The sequence below is a fragment of the Mucilaginibacter sp. SJ genome, assembly GCF_028993635.1.
Taxonomy (GTDB): domain Bacteria; phylum Bacteroidota; class Bacteroidia; order Sphingobacteriales; family Sphingobacteriaceae; genus Mucilaginibacter.
In genome coordinates this window covers 2,985,757-3,010,685 of record NZ_CP118631.1, presented here as the reverse complement: position 1 = coordinate 3,010,685, position 24,929 = coordinate 2,985,757, and the positions used below count along the sequence as shown (strand labels likewise).

The window sequence follows — 24,929 nt, the reverse complement described above, 5'->3', positions numbered from 1 at the left end:
CCCTTGCCCCATAGGGGCAAAACAAAGACGGATTCCTGATTAAACGACAAGCAATTTCGTGGGTTAACTTAAATCAAAAGAGATCATGAGGGGACACGAACGTGCCCCCGCCGTTGTTGGTGTTGTTTAGTCTCCTCTCCAAATATTTAATGCTTACAAGAGTCAAAGGAGCTGTTGGCGACAACACCAACAGCGGCGGAAGAAAACTCGAGGGGCTCCATTTTCAAATCTTCAAATTGAATAATTTTCAAATCAAAACTTCCCCTGGTCCATCAACTTTTTCCGCTCCGCTTTTCTTTTCTGGCGCTCTGCTTTATTCTTTAAACGTTCTTCCTTGTTTTTGAGGTGCTCGTCAATGCGGTCTTTAGTGGCTTTTTGGCTTTCTTCATCAAGGCCTACACATGGTTTGATACCGGTAAGCAGGGTTTTCCAGATAGTTTTAAAAAATGGCGAATCCTTGGGCCGTTTATAGATCACTAATGATGAAGTGAGCTTCCCTTTATCATCAGGATTACTACGCCTGATCACGAAGAGGTTGGCATATATCGACATGATTGATTTCCTTTTGAAACGATCATTAACCGTATCGGCTTTTAGTAGCACCACCTTTAAATCGTTATATAAAAAATCAACCTTGCCTTTAAATACCTTGCTGTTGGCCTGGATATCAAAGCTGAATTTTTTTACGCTGCCCGATGTCATTTTTACCATGGCTAAAGGCATGGTAGCCGGATTTAGCCTTCCAAATTCCATTGATCCTAATGTGCCTTTATAACTGAAGGCGGCATCCGCATCGCTTAAATTAAATTTCAATTGCACATCGAGCCGGCCGCGGTTCATAAAATAGGTTGTCAGATTAACAAGGGTAATGTTGTTTTTGGCTATGGCCGATGGATTGTTGGTAATATTATAAATATGCCCGCTGGTATTGTTAAATGTAACGGTGCCTGTTTTTTGAGATTTTTTATTAAACTCATTATAGATCACATCAACGTGCCGGATTTTCATGGTGTCGATCCTTAAATCAAGGTTTAATTTCCTGATCATCATATTGGGGAACGTTTTAACCTTATCTGTTACAGGATCTGGTTTCTTACCGGGGTTGGTGAAAGCTGTTATCTTGCCGTTTGCCATGGTTAGGCTTGAAGCAGAAACTGTGCGGTATTTGTGATAATTTAAATAGTCAAAATTGTTTAGCTGAACAGAATCGGCCAGTAAGCCCAGCCGGTCCTTCTTGCTTTTATCGAAAAAAACATCCGATTTAGTTGGCTGCATAACAAGCCCTTCGATATTTAGCCGTGATGTAAGGGTGGAGAGTTTAAGATGCCTGATCTTATAAGTGTGCAAACCGCTCGGTGTTTCTCCGGTGTAATTGTTCAATTCGGTGATAATATCTTTGCAATAAAGCAGGCGCGATTTATCATATTGTGTAGCCGAATCAATGAGCAGGTCGTTTGCACTTAAGTTTAACTCTTTAAGTTTGGAAATGGCCACCTTATTTCCCGAGTAATCTTCATAGTTCAGATTAACGTCATTAAGCAGGATGCTGCCGATGTGGATCGATTTCAAGCTTTTGGAGATCCGCTGCCAGGCGGTACGGCGATCTTTAACAACAGTATCTTTGGTATGGTTTAACTGGTAGCTTACATTCAGGCGCGGCTCGTTCAGGATGATTTGGCCAATATTAAGCTTTTTTTGAAAATAGAGACTAAATGGATGCACGTGGTTAAGCACCAGCCGTTTTACCTTAAGCTCAACCAGAGTATTAGGGGCCAGGCGTAAACGTTTTTTTTGATTATAAACTGTGGTGTCGGGCTTAAGGGTTATATTGTAAATAATGATCTTACCCTGCAGGATATGAAGTTCAGCATCCGAAAAATCGGCTTTGTAAAGGCTGTCGCTGCTGCTTAATACCACATCCTTTACTTTGCCGGCCAAAATGGGCGACCAATACCTGTTTACTACTACAGCCAGCAGCAATATCACTATAACCGGTATCAGCACAAATTTGAACGTTTTTTTTTGCCACTGGTGCTTTAAAAAATTGAGTGCCATTTACCGGTTGTTACTTTTTACCTGTGTTTTATGCTTTAACAGCAAGGTAGCAACTTTTGTTATAGCGTAGCGGATGGATAAGTTATTTTTTGTTAAAACTCATACTTAGTTCATCATCGTTAATGCGGGATTATATGCCGGTGTTTAACTCAAATAAAGGTTTTGTTTAACTGCAAAGCAACCCTCGGGAATTTCAGGGCGTTATGTTTATAAATATCCATAACTAACATCATAAGACTCCCGATGAAAACAAAAATGTACTTAGCCCTGACGGGCTCAATCGCCCTAACTTTATTAGCGGCATCGTGCAAAAAAAATCACGACAATCCAACCAAGTCTACGGTTGTTACCGGCGTGCAACTTACTACTAACGGTACGTTTGGTAGTATCATTACAGATAATAATGGCCGCGCACTTTACTTTTTTTCTGACGATGCTGCTAACGTTTCAACCTGTACAGGTGGATGCGCTGTAGCCTGGCCTGCCTTTTATAAAGAAAATCCATCTATAGGTACCGGCCTGGCAGCTGCCGACTTCGGCGTTATCACCAATGCTGACGGAAATAAGCAAACTACCTATAAAGGCTGGCCTTTATATTATTATGCAAAAGACGTGGCAGTTACCGATGTTAACGGTGATGGTGTTGGCAAATCATGGTTTATAGCCAAGCCGGATTACACCGTTATGGTTTCCTACGCGCAACTGATAGGGCATGATGGTAACCAATACACAAGCAAAGGTATCGCCGGTACCGAAAACTCGCAATATATCACAGATGCCAACGGCCGTACTTTGTACCTGTTTACTAAGGATACGTTTAAGACAAATAAATTCAGCACCGGTGTGGTGGCGCATGACGCCAACTGGCCAATTGACGCGGTAACGACGGTTCAGAATGTGCCTTCTATTTTAAATAAAGCCGACTTTGATGTGATAACCGTATTCGGACAAACACAACTGGTGTACAAGGGGCATCCACTTTACTATTTTGGCCAGGACAATGGTGTTAAAGGTAGTACTAAGGGTGTTAGCTTCCCTACGCCCGGTGCAGCTATCTGGCAAATCAATAATATCACCACTGTAGCTTTAACACAATAAGTAACGGCTTATTTGAATAGGATAAACGGGTAACGCGAAAGTGTTACCCGTTTTTTATGAAATAAATGAGATTTTATTTAATACTGACAATATGTCATTCAGGTATTTAAATTTTGTTTATTTTTGCAAACTAATTTTTTATATAAATGATGGATTTGCTTATTCCGGATAAAACACATGATGAGAGCAGGCAGGGTGAGGCGTTAATGTTAAAAGCCGAAACAGCTAAAAATAATGGCCGCAAACTTTATATTGAAAGCTACGGCTGTGCCATGAATTTTTCTGACAGTGAGATAGTTGCATCCATATTGGCCGAAAGCGGTTTTGAAACCACTGCCGACTATAGCGTAGCCGATGTTATCTTCATCAATACCTGTTCTATCCGCGAAAATGCCGAACAACGCGTACGCAACCGTTTAAAAGAGTTTACCGTTGCCAAGGTAAAAAATCCGGGCCTGGTAGTAGGTGTATTGGGCTGTATGGCCGAACGCCTCAAATCAAAATTCCTGGAAGAAGAAAAATTAGTTGATGTTGTGGTTGGTCCGGATGCGTACCGCGATCTGCCAAACCTCATTAACCAGGTAGATGATGGTCAAAAGGCAGTTAACGTGCTGCTCTCCCGTGAGGAAACTTATGCCGATATCAGCCCGGTACGCTTAAACAGCAATGGTATCAACGCATTTGTATCCATTATGCGCGGGTGCGACAACATGTGCTCGTTTTGCGTGGTACCCTTTACCCGTGGCCGCGAACGCAGCCGAGACCCCTTATCGATAGTTGCCGAATGTCGCGACCTGTTTGACAGAGGTTATCGTGAGGTTACTTTGTTAGGGCAGAATGTAGATTCATATAAATATTCAACTACCGGAGAGGATGTTATTACTACAAACTTCGCTAACCTGTTAGAAATGGTTGCACTGATCGATCCTGATCTGAGGGTTAGGTTTTCAACCTCACATCCAAAAGATATCACCGATGAAGTGCTGTATGCCATCAATAAATACGATAACATCTGTAATTATATCCACCTGCCGGTACAATCGGGCAATAGCCGCATTCTTGACCTGATGAACCGTACTTATGACCGTGAATGGTACATCAACAGGATCGATGCTATCCGTCGTATCATTCCGGATTGCGCTATATCAACCGATGTGATCACCGGTTTTTGCAGCGAAACAGATGAGGAGCACAAGGATACTGTAAGCATGATGGACTATGTAAAGTATGATTTTGCCTACATGTTTAAATACAGCGAAAGGCCGGGCACTTTAGCGGCAAAACGTTATGCCGATGATATCCCTGAAGAAGTAAAACAGAAAAGATTAACCGAAATAGTTGCCAAACAGCAGGAGTATTCTTTTTACAGGATGCAGGCCCGCATAGGCAGAGTAGAGCGGGTACTGATAGAAGGTTTCTCCAAAAAATCAGACAAAGACTATTGTGGCCGCAGCGATCAAAACGCGATGGTGATTTTCCCGGTTGGCGAAAATTACAAGCCGGGAGAGTACGTTAACGTACTTATTGAGCGCAGCACTACGGCCACGTTGATAGGGAAAGTGGTTGATTGAGTTTATTAGGTTGATTGAGTGAGTAGTTGTTAGGTGATTACCATTCACTTAATAAACCCAATCAACCACTCACTAACAAAACAATGGAAGTACAGGAAATAAAACAACGCTTCGGGATCATTGGCAACTCGCCATTGCTTAACCGGGCTATAACTATAGCAAACCAGGTTGCACCTACTGATATCTCGGTATTGATTACCGGCGAGAGTGGTAGTGGTAAGGAGGTTTTTTCGCACATCATACACCAGATGAGCCCGCGCAAGCATGGTCCTTTTATTGCCGTTAACTGCGGCGCCATACCTGAAGGTACTATCGATTCGGAACTTTTTGGTCACGAAAAGGGTGCTTACACAGGCGCGGTTGGTGAACGTAAGGGTTATTTTGAAACCGTAAACGGTGGCACCATATTTTTAGATGAGATTGCTGAAATGCCCCTGGGTACCCAGGCCCGTTTGCTGCGGGTGCTCGAATCGGGACAATATATCAAAGTAGGTTCGTCGAAAGTGGAGAAAACCAACGTGCGCGTTATCGCGGCTACCAATGTTGATGTATATGACGCGGTGAAGAACGGCAAATTTCGTGAGGACCTTTACTATCGTTTAAACACGGTACCGTTAAAGATTCCGCCATTGCGCGACAGGAAAGAAGACGTGTTTCTGCTGTTCCGCAAGTTTACGGCTGATTTTACCGACAAATACCGTACGCCGCCCATCCAGCTGGATGAAGAAGCACAGCAGGTATTGACAAACTATTCATGGCCGGGTAACGTAAGGCAGTTGAAAAACATGGCCGAACAATTGGCTGTATTGGAGCGCGACAGGATCATTACCGCCCAAACCCTGCTTACCTACATTCCGCACGAGGCCGGCGGGCGTAACCTGCCAATGCGTTTGGACAATCAGCCTAAAGAAGATTTTTCTGAACGTGACATACTGTATAAAGTATTGTTTGATATGAAGCGGGATATGGTAGAGTTGAAAAAACTGGTGGCTGATATTATTGAGCATGGCGGTGTTTCGCCCCATTATGCCAATAATCCGCAAACCTTAAATCAGCTTTACCGCGATATTGAGCTGCATGGTAATAACGAACCACAATTTACTTTACAACAACCCGTTAATACCGTTACAAACAATAGCAATAATAGCAACACTATCGACGGTTTTAATATAACACATGATGCCGAAGAGGTAGAGGAATCATTATCATTGATTGAAAAGGAATCAGACCTGATCCGTAAGGCTTTAAAAAAACATAAAGGCAAACGTAAGCTTGCCGCCAATGAATTAGGTATTTCTGAGCGCACGTTGTACAGGAAAATAAAAGAATTAAACTTATAAAATTGATGAAAAAACTCTTGGGGATTATTTCAGTGTGTGTGCTGATACTTACATGTCCATCATGTTACACGCTCAAAAATCAATCAATCCCGCCCAGTTTGAAGACCATCAATGTACAGTTTTTTGAAAACAATGCTGCGCTGGTGGTTAATAACCTGAGCCAAACTTTCACCGAATCGTTAAAAGACAGGATCCGTACACAAACCAGCCTAAGCTTAGTCCGCGGCGAAGCCGATGCAACCATGTCGGGTGCTATTACCGGTTATTCTATTTCGCCGGCATCTATCCAGGCTACCGCAAATAATGTTGCGCCCATCGCTGATGCTAACAGGCTCACTATCACAGTAAGGGTTAAGTTTTCATTTGATGCGGCAAAAACTCCGGCAGATAAAAAACTCAGCTTTGAAGAAAGTTTTACTAAGTTTGCTGATTACCGGGGGGATATTTCTTCGCAGGAACAGAACCTGATACAGCAAATTAATAAGCAGTTAATAGACGATATTTTTAACAGGGCCTTTTCTAATTGGTAGGCAATTTGTATTTTCAACCACGTGGATCAATATTTGAACAGCAGGCAATACGAAATATTAGATGAACTGTTGGCCAACCCGGCCGAGACAGGTTCTTTTTATGGTTATAACCTGCAGCAATTGGTTGATGCCTACCCGCAAAGCGGTATTTTGCGTGCCTTGCTTGCCCATGCAGGTACCAATAAAGATGTACAGCGCGCGGCCGTTTATTACAAGCCTGTTTTACTGCATAAATTAATTCAGGAGCCCGAAGGCCTTTCTCCGGTAAATTCATTGCAGGTAATTAACCTGCTTGATGGTGTTCCGGTAAATGATACACCAGTCTCCGAAAACTATTTTAATATCGGTCCCGCTGTTGATGACCTGCCTGACACACTGCCGCCTGTCTCCGAAGATTTAGCCGCTGACGCGGATCAGGATAAAAGCAGTTTTGATTTTATCAATACCGATGATCATGAACCTGAAACTGTAGATGCAGAACCGGTAACTGAGGTTGTTGATCCGGGAGCAGTTGCAACTGAACCCAACGGGGAATCAATTTCATCTACCCATGATATAGATGATGAAGTTTACGATGAAATTGTTGGCATCGAGAATATAAGTATAGGGCAGGCTAATGGGAATGAGCCTGTTGCTGCTGATGTTAATACCGATGCATCGATAAACGATAAAGCAGAGGTGGCCGATGAGCCGCCGGTTACAGTTGACGAAACTAAAGACGTAAGGAACGATGTAACTGAAAAATGGATAATCGGTAATATCGCCTCAACGGATTATTTTTTGTTTGATAACTCGGTTGTTGACACAAAGAATGATGATAAAGCCATCTCGCAGGAGTCGGCTCCGCAGTCGGCAGAAATTGAAGCCACTGAACAGCAGGAGGTTTTATCAAAGTACAACGACGAGAAAATGCCTTATACCTTTATGTGGTGGTTAGATAAAACCCGTAAGGAATATGCATCAACTTATCAGCCTTATAATATTGAAGCGGTTGCAGAGCAAAAAAAACCTGTAGCGCCTGATAGCCAAACAGCCGATGCACTGCAGCATCAGTATTATGAAAATATCTTCCATTCGCAATCTCTTGAAGAGCTGGAGAAAACCCCTCAGCCCGATGTGCCGGAGATAAAAAGAAAGGAAGACATCATTATTGAGAAATTTATTAAAGAAGAGCCCCAGATCAGGCCGCCGTCAATTGATAAGCTCGATAATGAAAACAAAGCAAAGAAGAGCTCGGAAGACAGAAATGACCTGGTAAGTGAAACATTAGCCCAAATTTACATCGACCAGATGTTATATCACAAAGCTATTGCAACTTACAAAAAATTGATGTTGAAATTCCCGGAAAAAAGCCGTTACTTTGCAAGCCAAATTGAGGAGTTAGAGAAGAAAACTAATTAATATAAAGAAATGTATATCGTTTTAATCATTGTTACCGTAATTGTATGCGCTCTGTTAGGGCTTATCGTACTTATCCAAAACCCTAAAGGCGGTGGTTTGGCATCAAATTTTTCAAGCTCATCACAATTAATGGGTGTACAGAAAACCGGCGACTTTTTAGAAAAAGGCACCTGGGCGTTAGCTATCACCCTTATGGTGTTATCATTGGCTATTAACGTTGCTGTAAAAGGCGGCTCCTCAAGCAGCAATGATAACCCGGCACTGCGCGAGCAAATTGAAAAAGCTTCAAAACCAAGCAACGCGCTTCCTTCATCAACTCCGGCATTAACACCGTCTGCTACACCGGCTGCTCCTAAAGCCGACAGCAGCAAAAAATAGTAAAGTATTTAATTAAGATATAGAAGGCCTCTGGATATATATTCAGGGGCTTTTTTGTGTACCATGGTTTGCGCCGGAGGCATTGTTAATTGAAAGAATAGGTTATTAAACGATGCAATAGTGTGGTTCTTCATAAAAGAGGGATATTGCAGATATTAAACCATATCTGTAGATTTGTGTTAATTAACCAGGAGAAAGACTTCGAATATGAGTGAGAAAGATCTGCAGTTATTAATAGAATTGGCTAAAGAGCTCGAGAAATCCTTGACAAAGGAAGAGGCGCTTAAGTCTTTTATTGCAGCTGGTATACTGGATAAAGCAGGTAACTATACCCAACCCTACAAAGAACTTGAGAAAGCCGATGCCTGATTATTATGTATGATAGCAGGCCCAATCTGGTTATAGGATTTCATGGTTGCGACCGCGAAACCTGCGATAAATTATTAGCACATCCCGATCAAATCAAAAAGAGCGAAAAGCCCTACGACTGGCTTGGGCATGGCATGTACTTTTGGGAGTATAATGAAACACGTGCGTTAGAATGGGCGGAAGATTACGTAAAGCGGAAAAAGATTAAAGAAGCGGCGGTTATTGGAGCCGTGATTGACCTTGGTAACTGTTGTGATCTTTTAGATAGTAAATATATTGAGGTTGTTTCAGCATACTACACCCTCATGAAGCTTTCCAATAATGCCCTTGGTAAACCAATGCCTGAAAATACTGATATTAAAGGTGATAAGCATAAGGATAAGCTTAAACGGGAGTTAGACTGTGCCGTAATTGAGTTCATGAACGAAAGGATATTTGCCTTACATGAAAAATTCATCAAAGACGGGAACTCCAATATTAAGCTTTTTGACTCGGTGCGTGGCGCTTTTATGGAAGGTGGTGAAGCATTTCCCGGATCTGGCATTCAGCGCAAAAACCACATACAAATATGCATCCGCAATCCAAATAGCATCCTCGGTTTTTTTCTTCCAAGAAAAGAGGTCGATTTCGTTAAAGTACTTCGTGGTGAGTTTGCACGTAAAACATAACGATTAGTTTCCAATCGTAGGTTTCTGCAGGATTGTCTGTTGTTGTAACATTAGCATCATAGGATACTTTTCAACAAAAAACGCCCCTGATTTTCGTCGGAGGCGTTTTTTATACAAGATAATTCAAATTATAATATCAGGATCAATACCAAAATAATGATGATGATAGCACCTACTGAAAGGTAAATACCACCGCCGCCAAGAGCATTAGCTTCTTTTTTCATTGATTTTAATTCGGTACGCAATTCCTTACGTTCAGCTTTGGTAAGCTCCGATTTATCCATCGCTTTGATCTCATTTACACGGGCCTTGATCTCCTCAACACGGGCTTGTTTTTGCTCGGTTGTCATGGTTGCTATTTCTTCTTTGCTTAGCGGGGTAAGCGCGTGGCTATCAGCAGCAAAGGTGTTCAATGCTGTAAATGACAGCAGCATGGTTAAGGCTAATAAATAAACTTTAGTTTTCATAGTTTTAATATTTAAGTGATTCTTTCTATGAAAGAGAAAAAATGCGAAAAATGTTTTACCGAAGTATAAAATTATTGTAACCCAAATGTTTATAAGCAAACAAAATAAGCTGATTCAAAAACATGCCCCACGCTTAATTTTTGAATAGCTTCTTTATCCTTAATGTCAACGTGTTTGCCTTCGGTATCGGCGCAGCCAAGCCATGGTTCTATGCAAACAAAATCAGCCCCCGGTTTAGCCCATAAACCAAGATAATTAAAATGAGGGAATTCAAGCGCTAAGGTTTGATTATGTTTATCGCTTTTAATAGTTACCATGCGCGATTTTAGATCTTTAAAAACAAGCGCGTCATCCTTAAACAGGTCGCGGGTTAGGTAAAGTTTTTTGTTTGGCGTTGGTACAGGATGGGTTACACCGTTAAAAAAGCCATCTTTTGATAAAAGGTGAGTATTAAAATGTTCTTCGGTTTCAAACTCCAGGTAATAGTCCTCGTAGTTTTCGCCTTTGTTAAAGGGTACATTAAATGCCGGGTGCCCGCCGACAGAAAAATATATGGATTTTTTATCAAGGTTGATCACTTTATAGGTAATCCGAAGTGCGTTATCAATAAGGTGATACAGGATCTGGAAATCAAATTTAAAAGGATAAACCTTTAAGGTGTTTTCGCAATTTGGTAACGAATAGCTTGCCGATGTCTCATCCGACTCTAATAAGAAAAATTCCGACTGCCTTGCAAAACCATGGCGCGGCATGGCATACTTTTCACCATCAACCAAAAGTTCATTGTTAATGAGGCCGCCTACTACCGGAAAAAGATTGGGGGCATGCCATGGCCATATTTTTTCATCGGCCTGCCACATATGTTCAATACCTGTGGCTTTATTGATAAATGAACTCAGCTGAGCGCCTTTGGTGTCGATAGCTACTTTAATGTGGTCGTTTTCTAAATGAGTGATCATAGGTGTATAATTAATGTAAAAGCCCGGCTTTATAAATCATAAACCGGGCCTTAAACCAATGTATTAAGAATTCGTTAATTGGACAACTTCCGGTTCAACGAAGTTAACAAATCAATCATCATCCTGTTCTTTTTTAGGTTCTAAAATTACAAAAGCGCTCCTTTTTGGTGCAGGCATAACCGATGCTTCGCCTTTTACATATTTCCAAACCACTTCATTGAGGTCGATATCAGGTGCGGCATCTTCCCTGGCAAAATTGAACAGTTCTGAACGTTTGCTGCTTTCGTTTACCGCTACGTTGCGCTGTTCCAAATCAACCTGTGCCGGCTTAGCAGTATATGGTGTAAGGTCGGGCTTGCTGGTGAAACAATCATACAGCGGCATAGCTGCGGCATCATACTGGCTCATCGGCGGCAGGCCTAAAATAAGCTCGATGGTACGCAAAACACCCGAGGTTGAATACATGCCATGGATCACAGCGTTGCGTTTTACATACGGACCGGCCACAAACACCGGTGAACGGTGGGCATCAATATGGTCGGGGCCGTTTTGGGCGTCATCCTCCAAAATAAAAACCACCGACTCTTTCCAGATCGAACTATGTGATAAATGCTCAATGAACTGGCCTATGGCAAGATCATTGTCGGCTACGGCGGCAATGGGTGATATAGCGCCTTTGCGCTGCCCGCTGGTATGGTCGTTTGAAATACGCACGGTGTTAAAATGCGGTACGGCGTTTATAGTGAGTAACGAATCAAAGTCGTGAGCCCAGATCTCAGTCCTTTTAACATCCTTGATATTCAGGTCAAAGCCAGGCGACTTGATACAAAAATGCCCTTCAAGCGATTTTAAGTTTGCTTTACCGGGGTTACCATCGCTCACAAACTCGCCATAAGTACGATAGCTTACACCGGCGCGTTTGCAATAGTCCCATATAAAGCCGTCGCGCGGATAGGCGGCTTTGCGGGTACCTTCAAAATCATAATTACCACCGCGGCTTCCGTAACTGGTTGGCCATGTTTTTTCTACAAAGTCGGTAGCATAGGCGGCCATGCTCCAGTTGTGGCCGTCGGCGCTTACTTCGGCATCAACGTAAAAGTTATCAAGCAGTACAAACTCATTGGCAATAGCGTGGTGGTTAGGCGTTACTTTTTTGCCGAAGATGCACAACGAAGTATCGCCGTTGCCTTGTGGCATATCGCCTAAAACCTGGTCGTAAGTGCGGTTTTCTTTAATGATATAGAACACATATTTAATAGGCGACTTTTCGCCCAGGCGGCGTGGAATGGGGTTACCTTCTTCGCCCTTAGCAATTTTTGCAATTTTATCAGTAAACGGCGTATTGGCATAAACCTGTTTGGTATAAGTTTTCAGCTCTGCATCAGATGGGCTGTTGATAAATGATAGTGTACCTTTAAACAGGCCGCCGATATATTGTTCCCGACTGTTGATGGCGCCTTGCTTGTAACCGCTGTTATCTGTTTTTTTAACAGGCTGCGGCCCTTTTGGGTTGGCCATTGAAGAAAAGCCTTTGCCGTTTGACACCAGGATTTTATTGCCCAATACTTTTACGTTTGTTGGGTACCAGCCTACCGGGATAAAACCCTTGCTTTTGCTGCTGCCCGGCATAGTAACATCAAATACAGCAAGGCAATTGTTATCCGCATTGGCTATATAAAGTGTTTTCCCGTTTTGCGATAAGGCCAGGCCATTGCTGGTTGAGCCGGTGAGACGGGTAGGATAAAGTGCCGTAGAAATGGTTTCTATTATTTTATGAGTTGAAGTATTTACTACTGATACCGCGTTGTCATTAGCATCGGCCACATACAGGAACTTTCCTTTTTTATCTAAAAGCAGTTCGTTGGGATGGCTGCTGGTTTTAATGGTGCTGAGCGTTTGCGTAGCTATGTTGTAAAAACCAAGCATATCACCACCCCATAAAGAAATGTATAGTGTTTTTTCATCGGGCGATAAGATGCAGCTGTAAGCTTCGGCCGGCAGTTTTACCTGTTTCAGAATGTCTTTTTTATCAGGATCGATAATATAAAGGGTGCTGTCTTCCTTAGTAACCGAATACAAGCGGCTGTTACTTTTGTTAGTTACCATGCCGGTAGGGCAAACCTTATTTTTGGGCCAGGCATTCGGTGCTAATTTGATGGTATCCGGGGTGCCCAGTTTGTTTCCGGCTATGTTGAATACCAGGATCCAGTTGTCATTACCGCCAGATGCGTATAGTTTTTTTTCATCACGGCTGAACGCAAGCCCATACCATGATTTTTTAACTATTACCTCGTCAAGCAGTTTTTCATTTTTAGGGTCGATGAGCTGTACCGACTGGGTGCTTTGGCCGTTATTGGTAACGGCTAATAATTTACCCGATACGGAAAGCTGCATATTCAGCGGCAGATCGCCAAGTGGTAAAGACCTGCCCGCGGGACTAAGCTTCCAGCCGTTGGGCAGTAATACCTGGCCTGTTTGTTCAATTTTACCCGGAGTTTGAGCGATGGATTGTAAGGCCGCACATAAAAGAACAATGCCGGCGATGAGTTTTAGTTTCATAAGAAAACGATTGTAGCCAAAATTACAAAATCGTTTTATTCCGAAAGAGTTGTTAACAGAAACTTAATATGAATAAATTGGACTTTCCCGCGTAGGTGCCTTAGCTCATCAATTTACCAACTGTTTTTTAAACTGATTAGGGCTGATACCAGTTTCCTTTTTAAACAACCGTGAAAAATATGGAAGGTTCTCAAAGCCAAGTTCGTATGCTATTTCCGAAACACTTTGGTAATCACTTTTAAGACGGTTTTTTGCCTCGTTTATAAGGTAAATATGGATCAGTTCAATAGCAGTTTTTCCTGTTTCCTGCTTCAGCATGTCACTTAGGTACCGGGGAGATAAATTAAGTTGTGAGGCCAACGCGTTAACAGAGGGCAGTCCCTGGCTTAGCAATAAGCCGTTGGTAAAATAAGCTGCTAACACTTCATTAAACTTTGATACTGTTTTACCCGAAAGCTCTGTGCGGTTAATAAACTGGCGTTTGTAAAACCGTTGTGAGTATTTCAGGATAGAATCAATGTGCGTAAGCATAATGTCGCGGCTATACTCATCGGTGTTATTGTGATATTCGGCTTCTATCTTGTAATAAAGGTCCCACATGATCTGCTCTTCCGATGGCGAAAGGTGCAGCGCCTCGTTGGCTTCGTAATCGAAAAAAGCATATTTGCTAATTTCGTTATGCAGAAAGTGGCCGTTCAGAAAATCCTCGTGGATGAACATGATGAACGCATCCTCATCATACTCCACACTGTTAAACTGGATCACCTGCCGGGGTTTGATGAACATCATGCTGCCGTTATCGTGGTCATATTTGGTACGACCATACATGATCTGACCTGCTTTGAGTTTTTTAAACCCGATCATGTAAAAATCAGATGTAAATTCCCTATCGCCAAAGCCGCAGGTATGAGTGCACCTGTACAGGCTGAAAAGCGGGTTCTCCGGCATCGGGAAACCATTGGAGCGGTGCATATCGGCCAAATTTTTAAAATGCTGCATGATTATTAAAGTTAAACAAATCTACGCCGAATTACGGCGTAGATTATGTCAGGATAATACCATTTATATAGAAGCTGAAAGCGGAACGCTTAAAGCCTAAAGCATGGTCTGATTAATTAACAGACTGTAGGATATTATTTACCGTGCGCGGCTACAGCTACCTCGTTCCAGCTATCCCACTCGGCAGCACGGCCTTCATAAGTTTGTTTAACCCACGGATGGGCGTGTTTACCCAGGAATAACCGCAACGGAGGGTTTTCGGTGTCAATCAGTTTCAGCACAGCATCTGTAGTTGCTTCCGGTACACCAAAAATATCGGCGTCATTTAAACCAGCCTGGAAAGTTGCCCGTACCGCATCATATTCGGGCATTGCCACGGTTTGCGCGGCAGAAGCACCGGCCCAATCGGTTGCAAAGCCGTTTGGTTCAATCAGGGAAACGTTTATTCCAAAGCCTTTTACTTCGGCGGCCAGGGTTTCACTTAAACCTTCTACCGCAAATTTAGAAGCGTTATATAAGCCCAGCACAGGTAAAGTAACGAGGCCAAGTACGCTCGAAAGCTGGATAATATGGCCGTAGCCTTGTTCACGCATTACAGGTAACACTGCCTGTGATAACCATAGCAGTCCAAAAAAATTGGTTTCCATCTGCTCGCGGGCTTCCTGCTCGGTAGTTTCTTCAACGCTGCCGAATAAACCGTAACCTGCATTGTTGATCAGCACATCAATACTGCCGAAGTGTTCTTTTGCTTTGTTGATAGCTGCGAAATCTGCAGCGCGGTCATTAACATCCAGTTGCAGCGGTAAAATACTGTCGCCATATTTATTTACCAGGTCATCCAAAGCGCTCAGGTTACGAGCGGTTGCTACTACTTTATCGCCTCTTTGCAGTAATGCCTCGGCCCATAATTTACCGAAACCACGTGATGCTCCGGTAATAAAAATTGTCTTTGCCATTGTTATTGTTTTTAAATGTTAAGACAAAATTAGCGTGATTAAAGCCGGGCGATTTATACAGAAGTGGGGAACAATGATACATTTTTACGCGGGGGCTTGTAATCGGTAATGAGAATGTCATTAAGCGTAAAAGATCGACGGAATTCATTATGTATAAAAGAACAAAACCCGTCTTATGGAGACAGGTTTTGTTCTTTATGCTCTAAACTCCCTCTGCTTTGGCTACGCGTACACATCATTTAAAAAAGGAAAATGTCATTTCGATAGAGCGAGGGCGGTCTGGTGGTGGAGCGAAAGAGAAATCTTCTACATCAGGCTCTACAACTATATCCGTAAAGTCAGGGCGTAGAAGATTTCTCCTCACCCCGACGCGCTAATCCCACCCTTGGTTCGTTCGAAATGACATTTTTTTAATTAATGACAAAATTAAAAAGATGTGTACACATAGTAGCTTCTTTGGAGCGGGTTGAGGTTATTTACTTTTCAGCACCAGTGTTGCACTTTGCAAACCATCAGCCGAAGCAGTTAAAGTTATCGTGCCGGCTTTTTCTTTGGCCTGTACTATGGCCAGCGCAAGGCCATGAAATGCTTTTCGGTAATCAGCTTTAAACGGATCATGGCTAACCGGATCGCCGTTGTCAACGCTGGCAATGGAGCCCTCGCCGGCAACCTTAAAGTTTACCTTGTTATCAGCATCTGGCACAACATTGCCGTCTTTATCCAATATTTTTACGGTGATAAATGACAGGTCTTTACCATCGGCTTTGATCTGTGAACGGTCGGCTGTCAGTTCAATTTTAGCAGGGGCTCCGGCGGTATGGATCTCGCGGGTTAAAATAGTTTTGCCATTTTTACGGGATATAGCTTTCAGCGTTCCCGGCTCATATTTTACCCGCCACATTACATGCAAGTCGTCGCCGGTTTTCTTTTGGATGCCCAATGATTTGCCATTGAGGTAAAGTTCAACTTCGTCGGCGTTGTTATAGTATGCCCAGATATCGATCATTTTTCCCGGCTCCCAGTTCCAGTGCGGGAAAATGTGGAGCACATTTTTATTGGTCCACTCGCTTTGATACATATAATATACCTCTTTAGGGAAGCCGGCCAGGTCAATAATACCGAAGTAGGAGCTGCGCGATGGCCATGAATATGGAGTTGGTTCGCCCAGATAGTCAAAGCCCGTCCAGATGAACATGCCCGAAAGGAAGTCGTACTTTTTCATCACCTTCCAGGTCATTTCATGTGTTGATCCCCATGGTGGTCGGGTGTTGTCATATGCCGAAACATTGTTACCTTCCCTTACAAAAGGTTTATCATAGCTTGGCGGCCAAACCCTGATGCTGTCTGAAGGCATTTCATAATAACCACGCGTTTCCAAACCCGAAGTAGTTTCGGTAGCAATAAACTTTTTACCCGGATAACGGTCGTGAAATTTAGCATAATCGAACTGGTGATAGTTATAACCAACCAAATCAATAGCACCCGATTTTATAATTTTATTGGTGCTATCCGGACGGTCATTAGCCGTAGTGAGCGGACGGGTTTTATCGAGGTTGTGAACAATAGCCGCTAACTCAGGCGCTATGCGTAACGCGCTGGTATCCGCCTGTTGCGGGATTTCGTTGCCGATACTCCAGATCATGATGCTTGGGTGATTGCGGTCGCGTTTGATTTGGTCTTCCAGATCGCGTTTATGCCATTCTTTAAAGTACAAGTGATAATCGTAAGTAGCCTTTTTCCATTCCCAGCAATCAAAGGCTTCATCCATCACAATAAAACCCATTTTATCGCAAAGGTCGAGCAGTTCGGGTGCCGGAGGGTTGTGCGAGGTGCGGATACCATTACAGCCCATCGCTTTAAGCATCTGCAACTGGCGCTCCAACGCGCGGTTGTTAATGGCTGCGCCAAGGCTGCCAAGGTCATGGTGATTACAAACACCTAAGATCTTCATCGGCTTCCCGTTCAGGCTGAAACCTTTATCTGCATCAAAATTAAAATAGCGAATGCCTACGGTAGTGGTATATTCATCAACTACTTTTTTGCCTTCAATAAGCTGGGTAACGGCTTTATATAAGTACGGGTTCTCTACCGACCAAAGCACCGGATTTTTTACCGTAAGGGTATTGGCTACTGTTAAAGATTCATTTTTATTTTGCGCTGCAGATGTAGCTTCGCCGGCGGCAGCTACCTGTTTGCCGGCCGCGTCATAAAGTTTGGTGGTAATGAGCACCTGCGGCGATGCCTGGTCATTATGCAGTTGCACCTGTACATTTACTTTGGCAGAGGCACCGGTGATATCGCTCGTGGTTACATAGGTGCCCCAATGATCGATAGCCGTTTTGTTGGTGGTAACCAGCCAAACATGGCGGTAAATACCCGAACCCGAATACCAGCGCGAGTTTGGCTGCACCGAATTATCAACTTTAACAGCAATAACGTTGCTGCCGCCAAAGTTTAAATAGGGGGTAAGTTCATACCTGAATGAGATATACCCGTTTGGCCTGAAGCCAAGGTGATGGCCATTGATCCATACATCGCTTTTTTGATATACGCCATCAAAATCAATATAAACCAGCTTGCCTTTTGATGAAGCAGGAACAGTAAAAGTTTTGCGGTACCAGCCAATGCCGCCGGGCAGGGCGCCGCCTTCAGGTGTGGCTGGGTTATCTTTTGAAAATTTACCTTCAATACTCCAGTCATGCGGCAAATTGAGCACGCGCCATTTGCTGTCGTTCAGCGTTGTTTTTTCGCCGTTTTCAACAGCGCCGAGGTTAAAGCGCCAGTTTTTATCAAAATCAAGTTTCTGCCGGCTTTGGGCAAAAGGTTTTAACACGGCCAGCGTCAGGACGGCAAGGATGCATGCAAACTTATAAGCCCCGGCGCGGTGGGTTTTTATTGATGACATAATATCGTTTGGGATTAAATGTATTTTGGACACTAAATTATAAATAATAGGCCAAAAGCAAAGGAATAGTATAAATTAACCGGGGGATCGCTTTATGCTAAATTATGTGTAAAATATTAAATGGCGTCTAAGAAACTGTTTAAAAACGATTAAATGAGTCTACTATACCCGCCACGTCATTGCGAGGCGCGAAGCAATCCCTGACTGTACAGGGTGGATTTGCTTAGCGGATCTGCCTCTTAGGGATTGCTTCGTGTCTTATAATGACGTGATTGTAAGTTATTGATTATTAAGTATATTTTTCTTGGTGGATTTTATAACATGGGCGTTGCCTGCGGCCCGGGCTTTCCGTTGCAAGTCCTCGCCTTTCCCGCCCGCAACCCCTTTGCACGCTCCGGGCTTTACACTGCAATCCCTAACGCGGCCCACGCGCAACACCGTTAAAATATATTTTACATGTCATTACATTTTTTTTCAGGGCTTCCCTGATGGATACTCGCAATGACGGCTTTTATATATTTTTAAACAGCTTCTCAGTGTTTAATACTATTTTCTCTAACATTCCGTTTCAAAATTCAATGAAAGCAATCGCCTTTGTCATGTTAATTTTTATGGTGCTCATTTCCACAATACCGGGGAAAGCGGCGCCTATGAATAATATGTCGAAAGAATGCTGTCGTCATATGGATCATATGCCGCAGAAACAGCATGGCGGTCAAAAAGGATGTGACGGTGGTATGTGCATGACCATGCTATCGTGCAACAATTGCTGCTTTTTAAAAGTTGAGCCTGTCAAGGCCGGGCCTGTTGCTGTTATTATTAAGAGCAATGCCCCTTTGCTTTACCTGGCAGGCAATTTATCCGATTACGCCAAGGCCTGCTGGAACCCTCCGAAAGCTTGATAAAAAGACATCTGCCTGTTTCTAATAGTGTATCTTTTTATTAAAAATTCAAATTAAAAATCATGAAAAAGTTTCTTTTCATCACCACTGTGATGCTGTTTACCATATTTAATATTTCGTTTGCTAATACGCCTTGCTGCAATAACAAAATGAACCATTGCACCAAATGTGCAAAGTCATGCACCAGGCCAACGTGTTTAGACAACTGCAGCAAATCATGCAAAGCCTCGGGCGGTTGCAATAAATCCTGCAGCAAATAACAAAACGGCCCCCGGTGAAAACCGGGGGCCGTTTTGTTAACTATCAATTTTAATGAACCTTATCGGTTTTATATATCCCAAGCGGCCCATCTATAATATCAACAATCTGCTTACTGAACAGTTGGAAATGCTCCTGCTTAACATGCTGATCAAGCCCTTCCTGGCTGGCCCAGGTTTCATGAAAAATAAACTGGGTTTCATCTGTGGTTGATTGATATAGCTCGTATTGTAAGCAGGCTTCTTCCTGGCGGGATGCTGCTACCAGTTTATCCAAAAAATCTTTCATTTGGGCAGTGGTGCCGGTTTTACACTTCACTAAGGCTGTTAAGTAAATTTTCATGGCTTGGGTTGTTTTGGGTAAATAGTTTGTTTAAATGTTCCTGGTAGCGTTGCAGGTTCTCCTCAATATTAGCGTTTTTCATTACATCATAAAAGTGGATACTTTCTAAAGGCTGCATGCCGGTAAAAGCGTTCATGCGGTGAAAGCCAAACAGGGGGCCTTCGTCAACACTGTGCTCGTTAAAAAACTCGCCAGGTAAGGTGAAAGCGGTAATAGGGGCATTCCATGAGGTGGTAAGCATATATTTTTTGCCCTGCATCAATCCGCCGGTACCATAATTAATACCTGGATTTTCGGCCGTACGGCCGTCGCTGCGGTAAATGCCGTTTTGATACCCGGCGGTAAAAACTTCGTCGATATATTTTTTAAAGGCATGCGGTACCTGGAACCACCAAACCGGGGTGTGGTAAATGATCACATCGGCCCATTTATAGTTTTCGGCTTCCTGCATAGGATCGTAAGCGTTATTTACGTCGGTTGAACGAACTTCAAAATCAGGATGACGGGTAAAATACTGCACGGTAGTATCCAATAAAGTTTTGTTAAATCTTCCGCCGGAGTGGCCGAAGACCTGCCCTCCGTTTATTACAAATATGTTTGTCATTTTTTTCTTGTTTAATTTTCATCAAAATTACACCGATGTTATCTACTATTAAAATAGTATAATTTATACATTTGTATCATAATTATAATAGATAAGCTATGGTGAATTTTGAATGGTTCCGTACGTTTAAGGCGATCTATGAAACCGGGTCGCTAACCGGGGCTGCCGAAGCGCTGTTTATTTCGCAGCCGGGAGTGAGCCTGCATTTAAGCTCATTAGAGAGCTATGTAGGCTATAAACTGTTCGACCGTACTTCGCGTAAAATGGTATCGACAGAGCGGGGGAAGATCTTATACAACTATATCCTGGAGGCAATTTGTAAACTGGAGGATGCCGAACGGCACTTTCATAAAAGCACCGAAAAAGATATACCAACTATAAGTATAGGAATGTGCTTTGAAACTTTTCAATTCACGCTCGAATCCTACCTGCCCACATTGCCTTTTAATGTGATCATCAAATTTGGCGAATACCCCGAAATGCTGGCCGACCTGGACAATGGCATCCTCGATATGATTGTTACGCCACATAAAGGCGATTATAAAGGTTTGGAGTATAAACCCTTTTTTAAGGAACGCATAGTGGTACTGGCCGGGGCGCAAACACCAACCGACGAGTTTAATGAACTATTGAAAACTAAAGATCTTAACCAGATCCAGGCATGGCTTAAAGCCCAAACCTGGTACGGCTCATCGGGCGATATGGAACACTTGCGGCGCTTCTGGCATATCAACTTTGGCAAACGACCTGATTTTAAGCCTAATTTCATCGTCCCTAACATGGGCTCTATTATTCGTTGTTTGAGTAATGGTAAGGGTATAGCCGTGATACCGGATTTCCTTTCAAAAAAAGAGCGCGATAGCGGCAATATCAAACTGCTTTGGGAGGGATATAATAAGATAGAGAACACGCTGTACTTCGGCACCCGCAAAAAATCAATTTATGCCGGGCAGGTAGCAATGATCCAGGAAATTTTTGAACGGGAGATGGTGTAAGCCTCTAATCGCCGCCGCTCGCCTCCGGCGAGTGGCAACTATCGGGGCGGCCTCTGGCCTCCGTGGCAAAAGAAGATCATGTGATTATTGAAACTCAAACATGTCTTTGCTAAGGCCACCCGTATACCATCTGCCATTTATAAAGTAATAAGTTTCCTTACCTAAAATGATCATAGGGAAATTACCTGCAACTTTTTGTTTGGTCTTGTTTTTTGCGGTGGTAAAATGATCGTATAAATTTTCTTTAACACTATAAAAAACGTTCTGCTTTGTATCAAAGGCCAAAACGCTTTCATTGTCATAAACGTAGCTTGTTTCGGGGGATCTTTTTGAATTAACATCATGATGGACATAGGCCTTAAGTTTGTTGTTCTTCATGGTGAATATTATAGTATAGTTTTCTTTATAGTGTTCCCTTTCGTCCTGCGCCTCACTGTTTATATATCTTAAAACATGCATTGCCTCATACAGATGAGTATTATTTACACATAAAATTAACGTATTGCCTAAACCAAGGTTTGAGCCTCCCCGTACCGCGTATTTTATTTCGATAAAACTTTTATTCAATAACTTGATTTCCGGAGGCACTCCCCAAAAATCATCTATTGTAATAATATCCTTTAGGCAAATCATTTTAAGCACATGGTTTGCATAGTCAGGAACGATCTTCACCGTTTGATTTTTACCATCGATGGATGTAAGATGATATATTTTGGTGTCTCTTTTGGCTGCTTTTGCCTCAGCCGTTTTTAACCAATCTTGTGCGGATGAATGATCGAAATAGAGTATAAAAACCAAGGAAATAATTAAGGCGGCGTATCTGTTCATAAGATAAGGTTTACAGGCCAATTTATGCTTTTATTTTGCTGCTTTTACTACTAATTCCAGATTAAAATAATGGTGACAATGTACTGTCAGTACAATGATCATCAGCAGCGTGTATTTTCAAAAAAACTCCAAAAAAACGCAAAAAAACAAACAAAAAATCCGGACATTTTGCCCGGATCTGAAACGCTGAATTTATATTCCTAAAAGGTTTATTTGCTGATAATCAAATATTTAACAGTGTTTCGATTGAAATATTAAATTATTGATTATCAATGTGTTTCATTTTTAATCCGTTCCGGTGTTTCATTCTCAAAAAATGGAACATTTCTTATTTACAAAAAAAGAAACGCCGGCAATTTTTAACTTTTTTATGGAGAATCAAAAAATTGGGACACCTTATTTGTTACATAGGATATGCCGATAAAGCCTTTAGAATCACCGGGTGCTTATACTGTTGGTGTGGCCGTAAAAATACTCGCGTAATACTTGCGATAGGCAAACAGCAAAAATACCTCTAAAATTATAACCGCCAGTCCAATTGGCAAACCGGCCGGTGCCAAAATGGCATGGAACAGGAATATATTAAGCGAAATAGGCAGCAGCAATAACACAAACAATGCCGTATACCGGTTGATAATTAAAAACAGGCCGCTGGTTATTTCAATTACCTTCATGTATTGAAAAAAATAACCTGAACCAAATAACCCGCCGCTAAATGCCTGTGCCTTATCGCTCATGGGCGGTTGGGCCATATGCAGAAACTGGAAAAAGAAGTTTAAACCAAACACCACGAAGACCAGGCCCAGCAAAACGCGGGCAATCAATACTGCAATTTTCATAATTAATAGGTTTAATATAAGGTTAAACACTAAGTTTGGTAATTTAATTGACATATTCAAATCTGTCTCATAGCTAACTATTTAAACAGGCATTACTTTTGATAAAACAGGTCATATGAACATTCAAAAAATAACTTTCGGCAACGGTTGCTTTTGGTGCACCGAAGCCGTTTTTCAATCTCTTAAAGGTGTAACATCAGTAACCTCGGGTTATATGGGCGGCAAAGTTTTAAACCCAACCTATGAGCAGGTTTGTACGGGCGCTACCGGTCATGCCGAAGTGATTCACCTGGAGTATGATGCCGACGTGATCTCGTTTGATGAATTGTTATTGGTTTTCTTTAAAACCCATAACCCAACAACGCTTAACCGCCAGGGTAATGACGTGGGTACACAATACCGCTCGGCTATATTTTATTATACAGATGAACAAAAGCAGGCTTCGGAAGCGATGATCAAAAAGCTTACCAACGAGCAGGTTTTTGACGATCCTATCGTAACCGAAATCACCCCGGCAAGTACATTTTACAGCGCCGAAGATTACCACCAGAATTATTTCAACGATAATCCTAACAAGTCGTACTGCGCGTTTGTTATCCAGCCGAAACTCAATAAATTTGCCAAGGAGTTTAAGGATAAAATAAAGCCGGAGCTGTTATAAGATGCCCATCATACGGAGTGTTCAAATCGAGCGACTTTGAAGATGAAATAATATAAAGCAAAAGGGCCTGTCACCCTGAGCCCGTCGAAGGGTCGCGCGCAGAGGCCCTGCTCACAATGCTTCGAGGGCCTCAGCATGACACTCGTTTTAGTTAAACGGTAGTTCGTCAAAGCATGCCGGCGTACTTTTTCCGCATGAGTCTTCGACAAGGTCTCGACCGGCACTCTTTTTAATCAACCCATATGAAAAAAAGCTATAGCTATCTATTTGCAGGCCTGTTGTTATTCAGCGCCTGCTCATCTGTTAAAAAAACTGCCAATCCTAATACCAGCATTACCAACGATGGTAAGGCCTGGGCTTCATTATGGCAGCAGCGGGCGGCGGAGTACAAAGCATTATGCTTTCAGGCCTATAATATAGCTAAGCTCAGGGTTGACGAAGGAATTAAGAACCCCGGTGATAAACCGCTGGCTATTGTTACCGATATTGATGAAACCGTGCTGGATAATAGCCCCTATGATGCTCATCGCGCCTTACAGAACTTAGATTACAGCGATGCCACCTGGAAACAATGGACAGACAAAGCCGTTGCTGATACTGTGCCGGGCGCACCTGCCTTTTTTAAGTACGCTGCATCAAAAGGGATCACGATATTTTACATCACCAACCGTAATGAAAATGAGCGGGCAAGTACGCTTAAAAATCTACAGTTGTATGGATTGCCTAATGCCGATGATGAACACCTGCAGTTGAAAACTACTTCATCAAGCAAGGAAGCGCGCCGTCTTAACGTTTTAAAAACACATAACATCCTGCTGCTTTGCGGCGATAACCTGCCCGACTTTGACCTGCTGTATGATAATCACCCGGCCGAAGAAAACAGGACAGCCACTACACAAAAGCTGCGAACGGAATTTGGCAAAAGGTATATTGTTATTCCCAATCCTTCATATGGTGATTTTGAAGGGGCACTTTTCCGGTTTAATTACAAGCTTAGCCCTGCCCAAAAAGATTCGGTGATCAGGGCGAAGATCAAAGCCGATCAATGAAGCTGCCATAGTTTAATGGTTGACAGGGGATAGCCGCCCGGGCACGGTATATAACTTAATTGCCTGTATTTACGTATATTTACACGCTGATCCCGCTGTAGGTGTAATTATTTTATATAGCTAAAGCATTTTACTTAGTTTAATAAAATAATTGAATGTTTGGGTGATGTCATAATCTTGCGGTAAAATGTGCATG

General features: G+C 42.6%; 23 protein-coding genes. 12 read left to right on the top strand and 11 right to left on the bottom strand.

The features are described from left to right. Positions 1-252: 252 nt before the first annotated feature. Positions 253-2,055, bottom strand: coding sequence for a hypothetical protein (locus MusilaSJ_RS12050; protein ID WP_274990172.1), 1,803 nt, complete (start codon positions 2,053-2,055; stop codon positions 253-255). Between the two features lie 243 nt (positions 2,056-2,298). Here MusilaSJ_RS12050 and MusilaSJ_RS12045 point away from each other — a divergent pair, with 243 nt between their 5' ends. The 8 genes from MusilaSJ_RS12045 (at position 2,299) to MusilaSJ_RS12010 (ending at position 9,410) form a co-directional block, all read left to right on the top strand. After that, positions 2,299-3,153, top strand: coding sequence for a hypothetical protein (locus MusilaSJ_RS12045; RefSeq protein WP_274990171.1), 855 nt, complete (start codon positions 2,299-2,301; stop codon positions 3,151-3,153). Positions 3,154-3,299: 146 nt separating this feature from the next. Beyond that, a complete protein-coding gene (gene miaB, locus MusilaSJ_RS12040; protein WP_274990170.1) occupies positions 3,300-4,724 on the top strand; it encodes a tRNA (N6-isopentenyl adenosine(37)-C2)-methylthiotransferase MiaB in 1,425 nt (474 codons plus the stop codon). 83 nt (positions 4,725-4,807) lie between these two features. Continuing rightward, positions 4,808-6,064 carry a sigma-54 interaction domain-containing protein gene (locus MusilaSJ_RS12035; protein WP_274990169.1) on the top strand — a complete coding sequence of 419 codons (1,257 nt, stop codon included), beginning with the start codon at positions 4,808-4,810 and terminating at the stop codon, positions 6,062-6,064. A gap of 98 nt (positions 6,065-6,162) precedes the next feature. Beyond that, positions 6,163-6,594, top strand: a complete 432-nt coding sequence (locus tag MusilaSJ_RS12030; RefSeq protein WP_274990168.1) for an LptE family protein — start codon at positions 6,163-6,165, stop codon at positions 6,592-6,594. Between the two features lie 21 nt (positions 6,595-6,615). Then, positions 6,616-7,995, top strand: coding sequence for a hypothetical protein (locus tag MusilaSJ_RS12025; protein WP_274990167.1), 1,380 nt, complete (start codon positions 6,616-6,618; stop codon positions 7,993-7,995). 9 nt (positions 7,996-8,004) lie between these two features. Further along, positions 8,005-8,373: a preprotein translocase subunit SecG gene (secG, locus tag MusilaSJ_RS12020; protein WP_091174641.1), complete on the top strand. Its 369-nt coding sequence runs from the start codon at positions 8,005-8,007 to the stop codon at positions 8,371-8,373. 207 nt (positions 8,374-8,580) lie between these two features. Next, positions 8,581-8,742, top strand: a complete 162-nt coding sequence (locus tag MusilaSJ_RS12015; protein ID WP_274990166.1) for a hypothetical protein — start codon at positions 8,581-8,583, stop codon at positions 8,740-8,742. Between the two features lie 5 nt (positions 8,743-8,747). After that, positions 8,748-9,410 carry a hypothetical protein gene (locus tag MusilaSJ_RS12010; protein ID WP_274990165.1) on the top strand — a complete coding sequence of 221 codons (663 nt, stop codon included), beginning with the start codon at positions 8,748-8,750 and terminating at the stop codon, positions 9,408-9,410. Positions 9,411-9,538: 128 nt separating this feature from the next. On the opposite strand, the gene MusilaSJ_RS12005 is transcribed toward MusilaSJ_RS12010, so the two are convergent. The 6 genes from MusilaSJ_RS12005 to galB all read right to left on the bottom strand — a co-directional run bounded on the left by MusilaSJ_RS12005 (position 9,539) and on the right by galB (position 18,255). Next, positions 9,539-9,877 (bottom strand): hypothetical protein, encoded by a 339-nt coding sequence (locus tag MusilaSJ_RS12005; RefSeq protein WP_090534362.1) that lies wholly within the window; start codon positions 9,875-9,877, stop codon positions 9,539-9,541. Between the two features lie 89 nt (positions 9,878-9,966). Beyond that, the gene (locus tag MusilaSJ_RS12000; RefSeq protein ID WP_274990164.1) at positions 9,967-10,836 is read right to left on the bottom strand and encodes an aldose 1-epimerase family protein; all 870 of its coding nucleotides are present in this window, start codon (positions 10,834-10,836) and stop codon (positions 9,967-9,969) included. A gap of 111 nt (positions 10,837-10,947) precedes the next feature. Continuing rightward, complete coding sequence (locus tag MusilaSJ_RS11995; RefSeq protein ID WP_274990163.1) at positions 10,948-13,395, bottom strand: bifunctional YncE family protein/alkaline phosphatase family protein; 2,448 nt, start codon at positions 13,393-13,395, stop codon at positions 10,948-10,950. Positions 13,396-13,503: 108 nt separating this feature from the next. Then, a complete protein-coding gene (locus tag MusilaSJ_RS11990; RefSeq protein ID WP_274990162.1) occupies positions 13,504-14,394 on the bottom strand; it encodes a helix-turn-helix domain-containing protein in 891 nt (296 codons plus the stop codon). A 134-nt stretch (positions 14,395-14,528) separates the two neighbouring features. Beyond that, positions 14,529-15,350, bottom strand: coding sequence for an SDR family NAD(P)-dependent oxidoreductase (locus MusilaSJ_RS11985; RefSeq protein WP_274990161.1), 822 nt, complete (start codon positions 15,348-15,350; stop codon positions 14,529-14,531). A 472-nt stretch (positions 15,351-15,822) separates the two neighbouring features. Next, entirely contained in the window at positions 15,823-18,255 is a 2,433-nt protein-coding gene (gene galB, locus MusilaSJ_RS11980) for a beta-galactosidase GalB (RefSeq protein WP_274990160.1), read from the bottom strand. Between the two features lie 488 nt (positions 18,256-18,743). Between galB and MusilaSJ_RS11975 the strand changes: the two genes are divergently transcribed. Further along, the gene (locus tag MusilaSJ_RS11975) at positions 18,744-19,157 is read left to right on the top strand and encodes a hypothetical protein (protein WP_274990159.1); all 414 of its coding nucleotides are present in this window, start codon (positions 18,744-18,746) and stop codon (positions 19,155-19,157) included. Between the two features lie 309 nt (positions 19,158-19,466). Here the strand turns inward: MusilaSJ_RS11975 and MusilaSJ_RS11970 are convergent, their stop codons facing one another. Together MusilaSJ_RS11970 and MusilaSJ_RS11965 are read right to left on the bottom strand one after the other, a co-directional pair. Continuing rightward, complete coding sequence (locus MusilaSJ_RS11970) at positions 19,467-19,757, bottom strand: putative quinol monooxygenase (RefSeq protein ID WP_274990158.1); 291 nt, start codon at positions 19,755-19,757, stop codon at positions 19,467-19,469. Next, positions 19,723-20,361, bottom strand: a complete 639-nt coding sequence (locus MusilaSJ_RS11965; protein ID WP_274990157.1) for an NAD(P)H-dependent oxidoreductase — start codon at positions 20,359-20,361, stop codon at positions 19,723-19,725. The genes MusilaSJ_RS11970 and MusilaSJ_RS11965 overlap by 35 nt, the downstream gene beginning before the upstream one ends. A gap of 98 nt (positions 20,362-20,459) precedes the next feature. On the opposite strand from MusilaSJ_RS11965, the gene MusilaSJ_RS11960 reads away from it, so the two are divergent. Then, entirely contained in the window at positions 20,460-21,356 is an 897-nt protein-coding gene (locus MusilaSJ_RS11960; RefSeq protein WP_274990156.1) for a LysR family transcriptional regulator, read from the top strand. 84 nt (positions 21,357-21,440) lie between these two features. Here the strand turns inward: MusilaSJ_RS11960 and MusilaSJ_RS11955 are convergent, their stop codons facing one another. Together MusilaSJ_RS11955 and MusilaSJ_RS11950 are read right to left on the bottom strand one after the other, a co-directional pair. Next, entirely contained in the window at positions 21,441-22,184 is a 744-nt protein-coding gene (locus MusilaSJ_RS11955; protein WP_274990155.1) for a hypothetical protein, read from the bottom strand. 446 nt (positions 22,185-22,630) lie between these two features. Beyond that, positions 22,631-23,023, bottom strand: coding sequence for a DoxX family membrane protein (locus MusilaSJ_RS11950; RefSeq protein ID WP_274990154.1), 393 nt, complete (start codon positions 23,021-23,023; stop codon positions 22,631-22,633). A gap of 115 nt (positions 23,024-23,138) precedes the next feature. Between MusilaSJ_RS11950 and msrA the strand changes: the two genes are divergently transcribed. After that, positions 23,139-23,684, top strand: coding sequence for a peptide-methionine (S)-S-oxide reductase MsrA (gene msrA / locus MusilaSJ_RS11945; protein ID WP_274990153.1), 546 nt, complete (start codon positions 23,139-23,141; stop codon positions 23,682-23,684). A 242-nt stretch (positions 23,685-23,926) separates the two neighbouring features. Continuing rightward, complete coding sequence (locus tag MusilaSJ_RS11940) at positions 23,927-24,733, top strand: 5'-nucleotidase, lipoprotein e(P4) family (RefSeq protein WP_274990152.1); 807 nt, start codon at positions 23,927-23,929, stop codon at positions 24,731-24,733. The last annotated feature ends 196 nt before the right edge of the window (positions 24,734-24,929 follow it).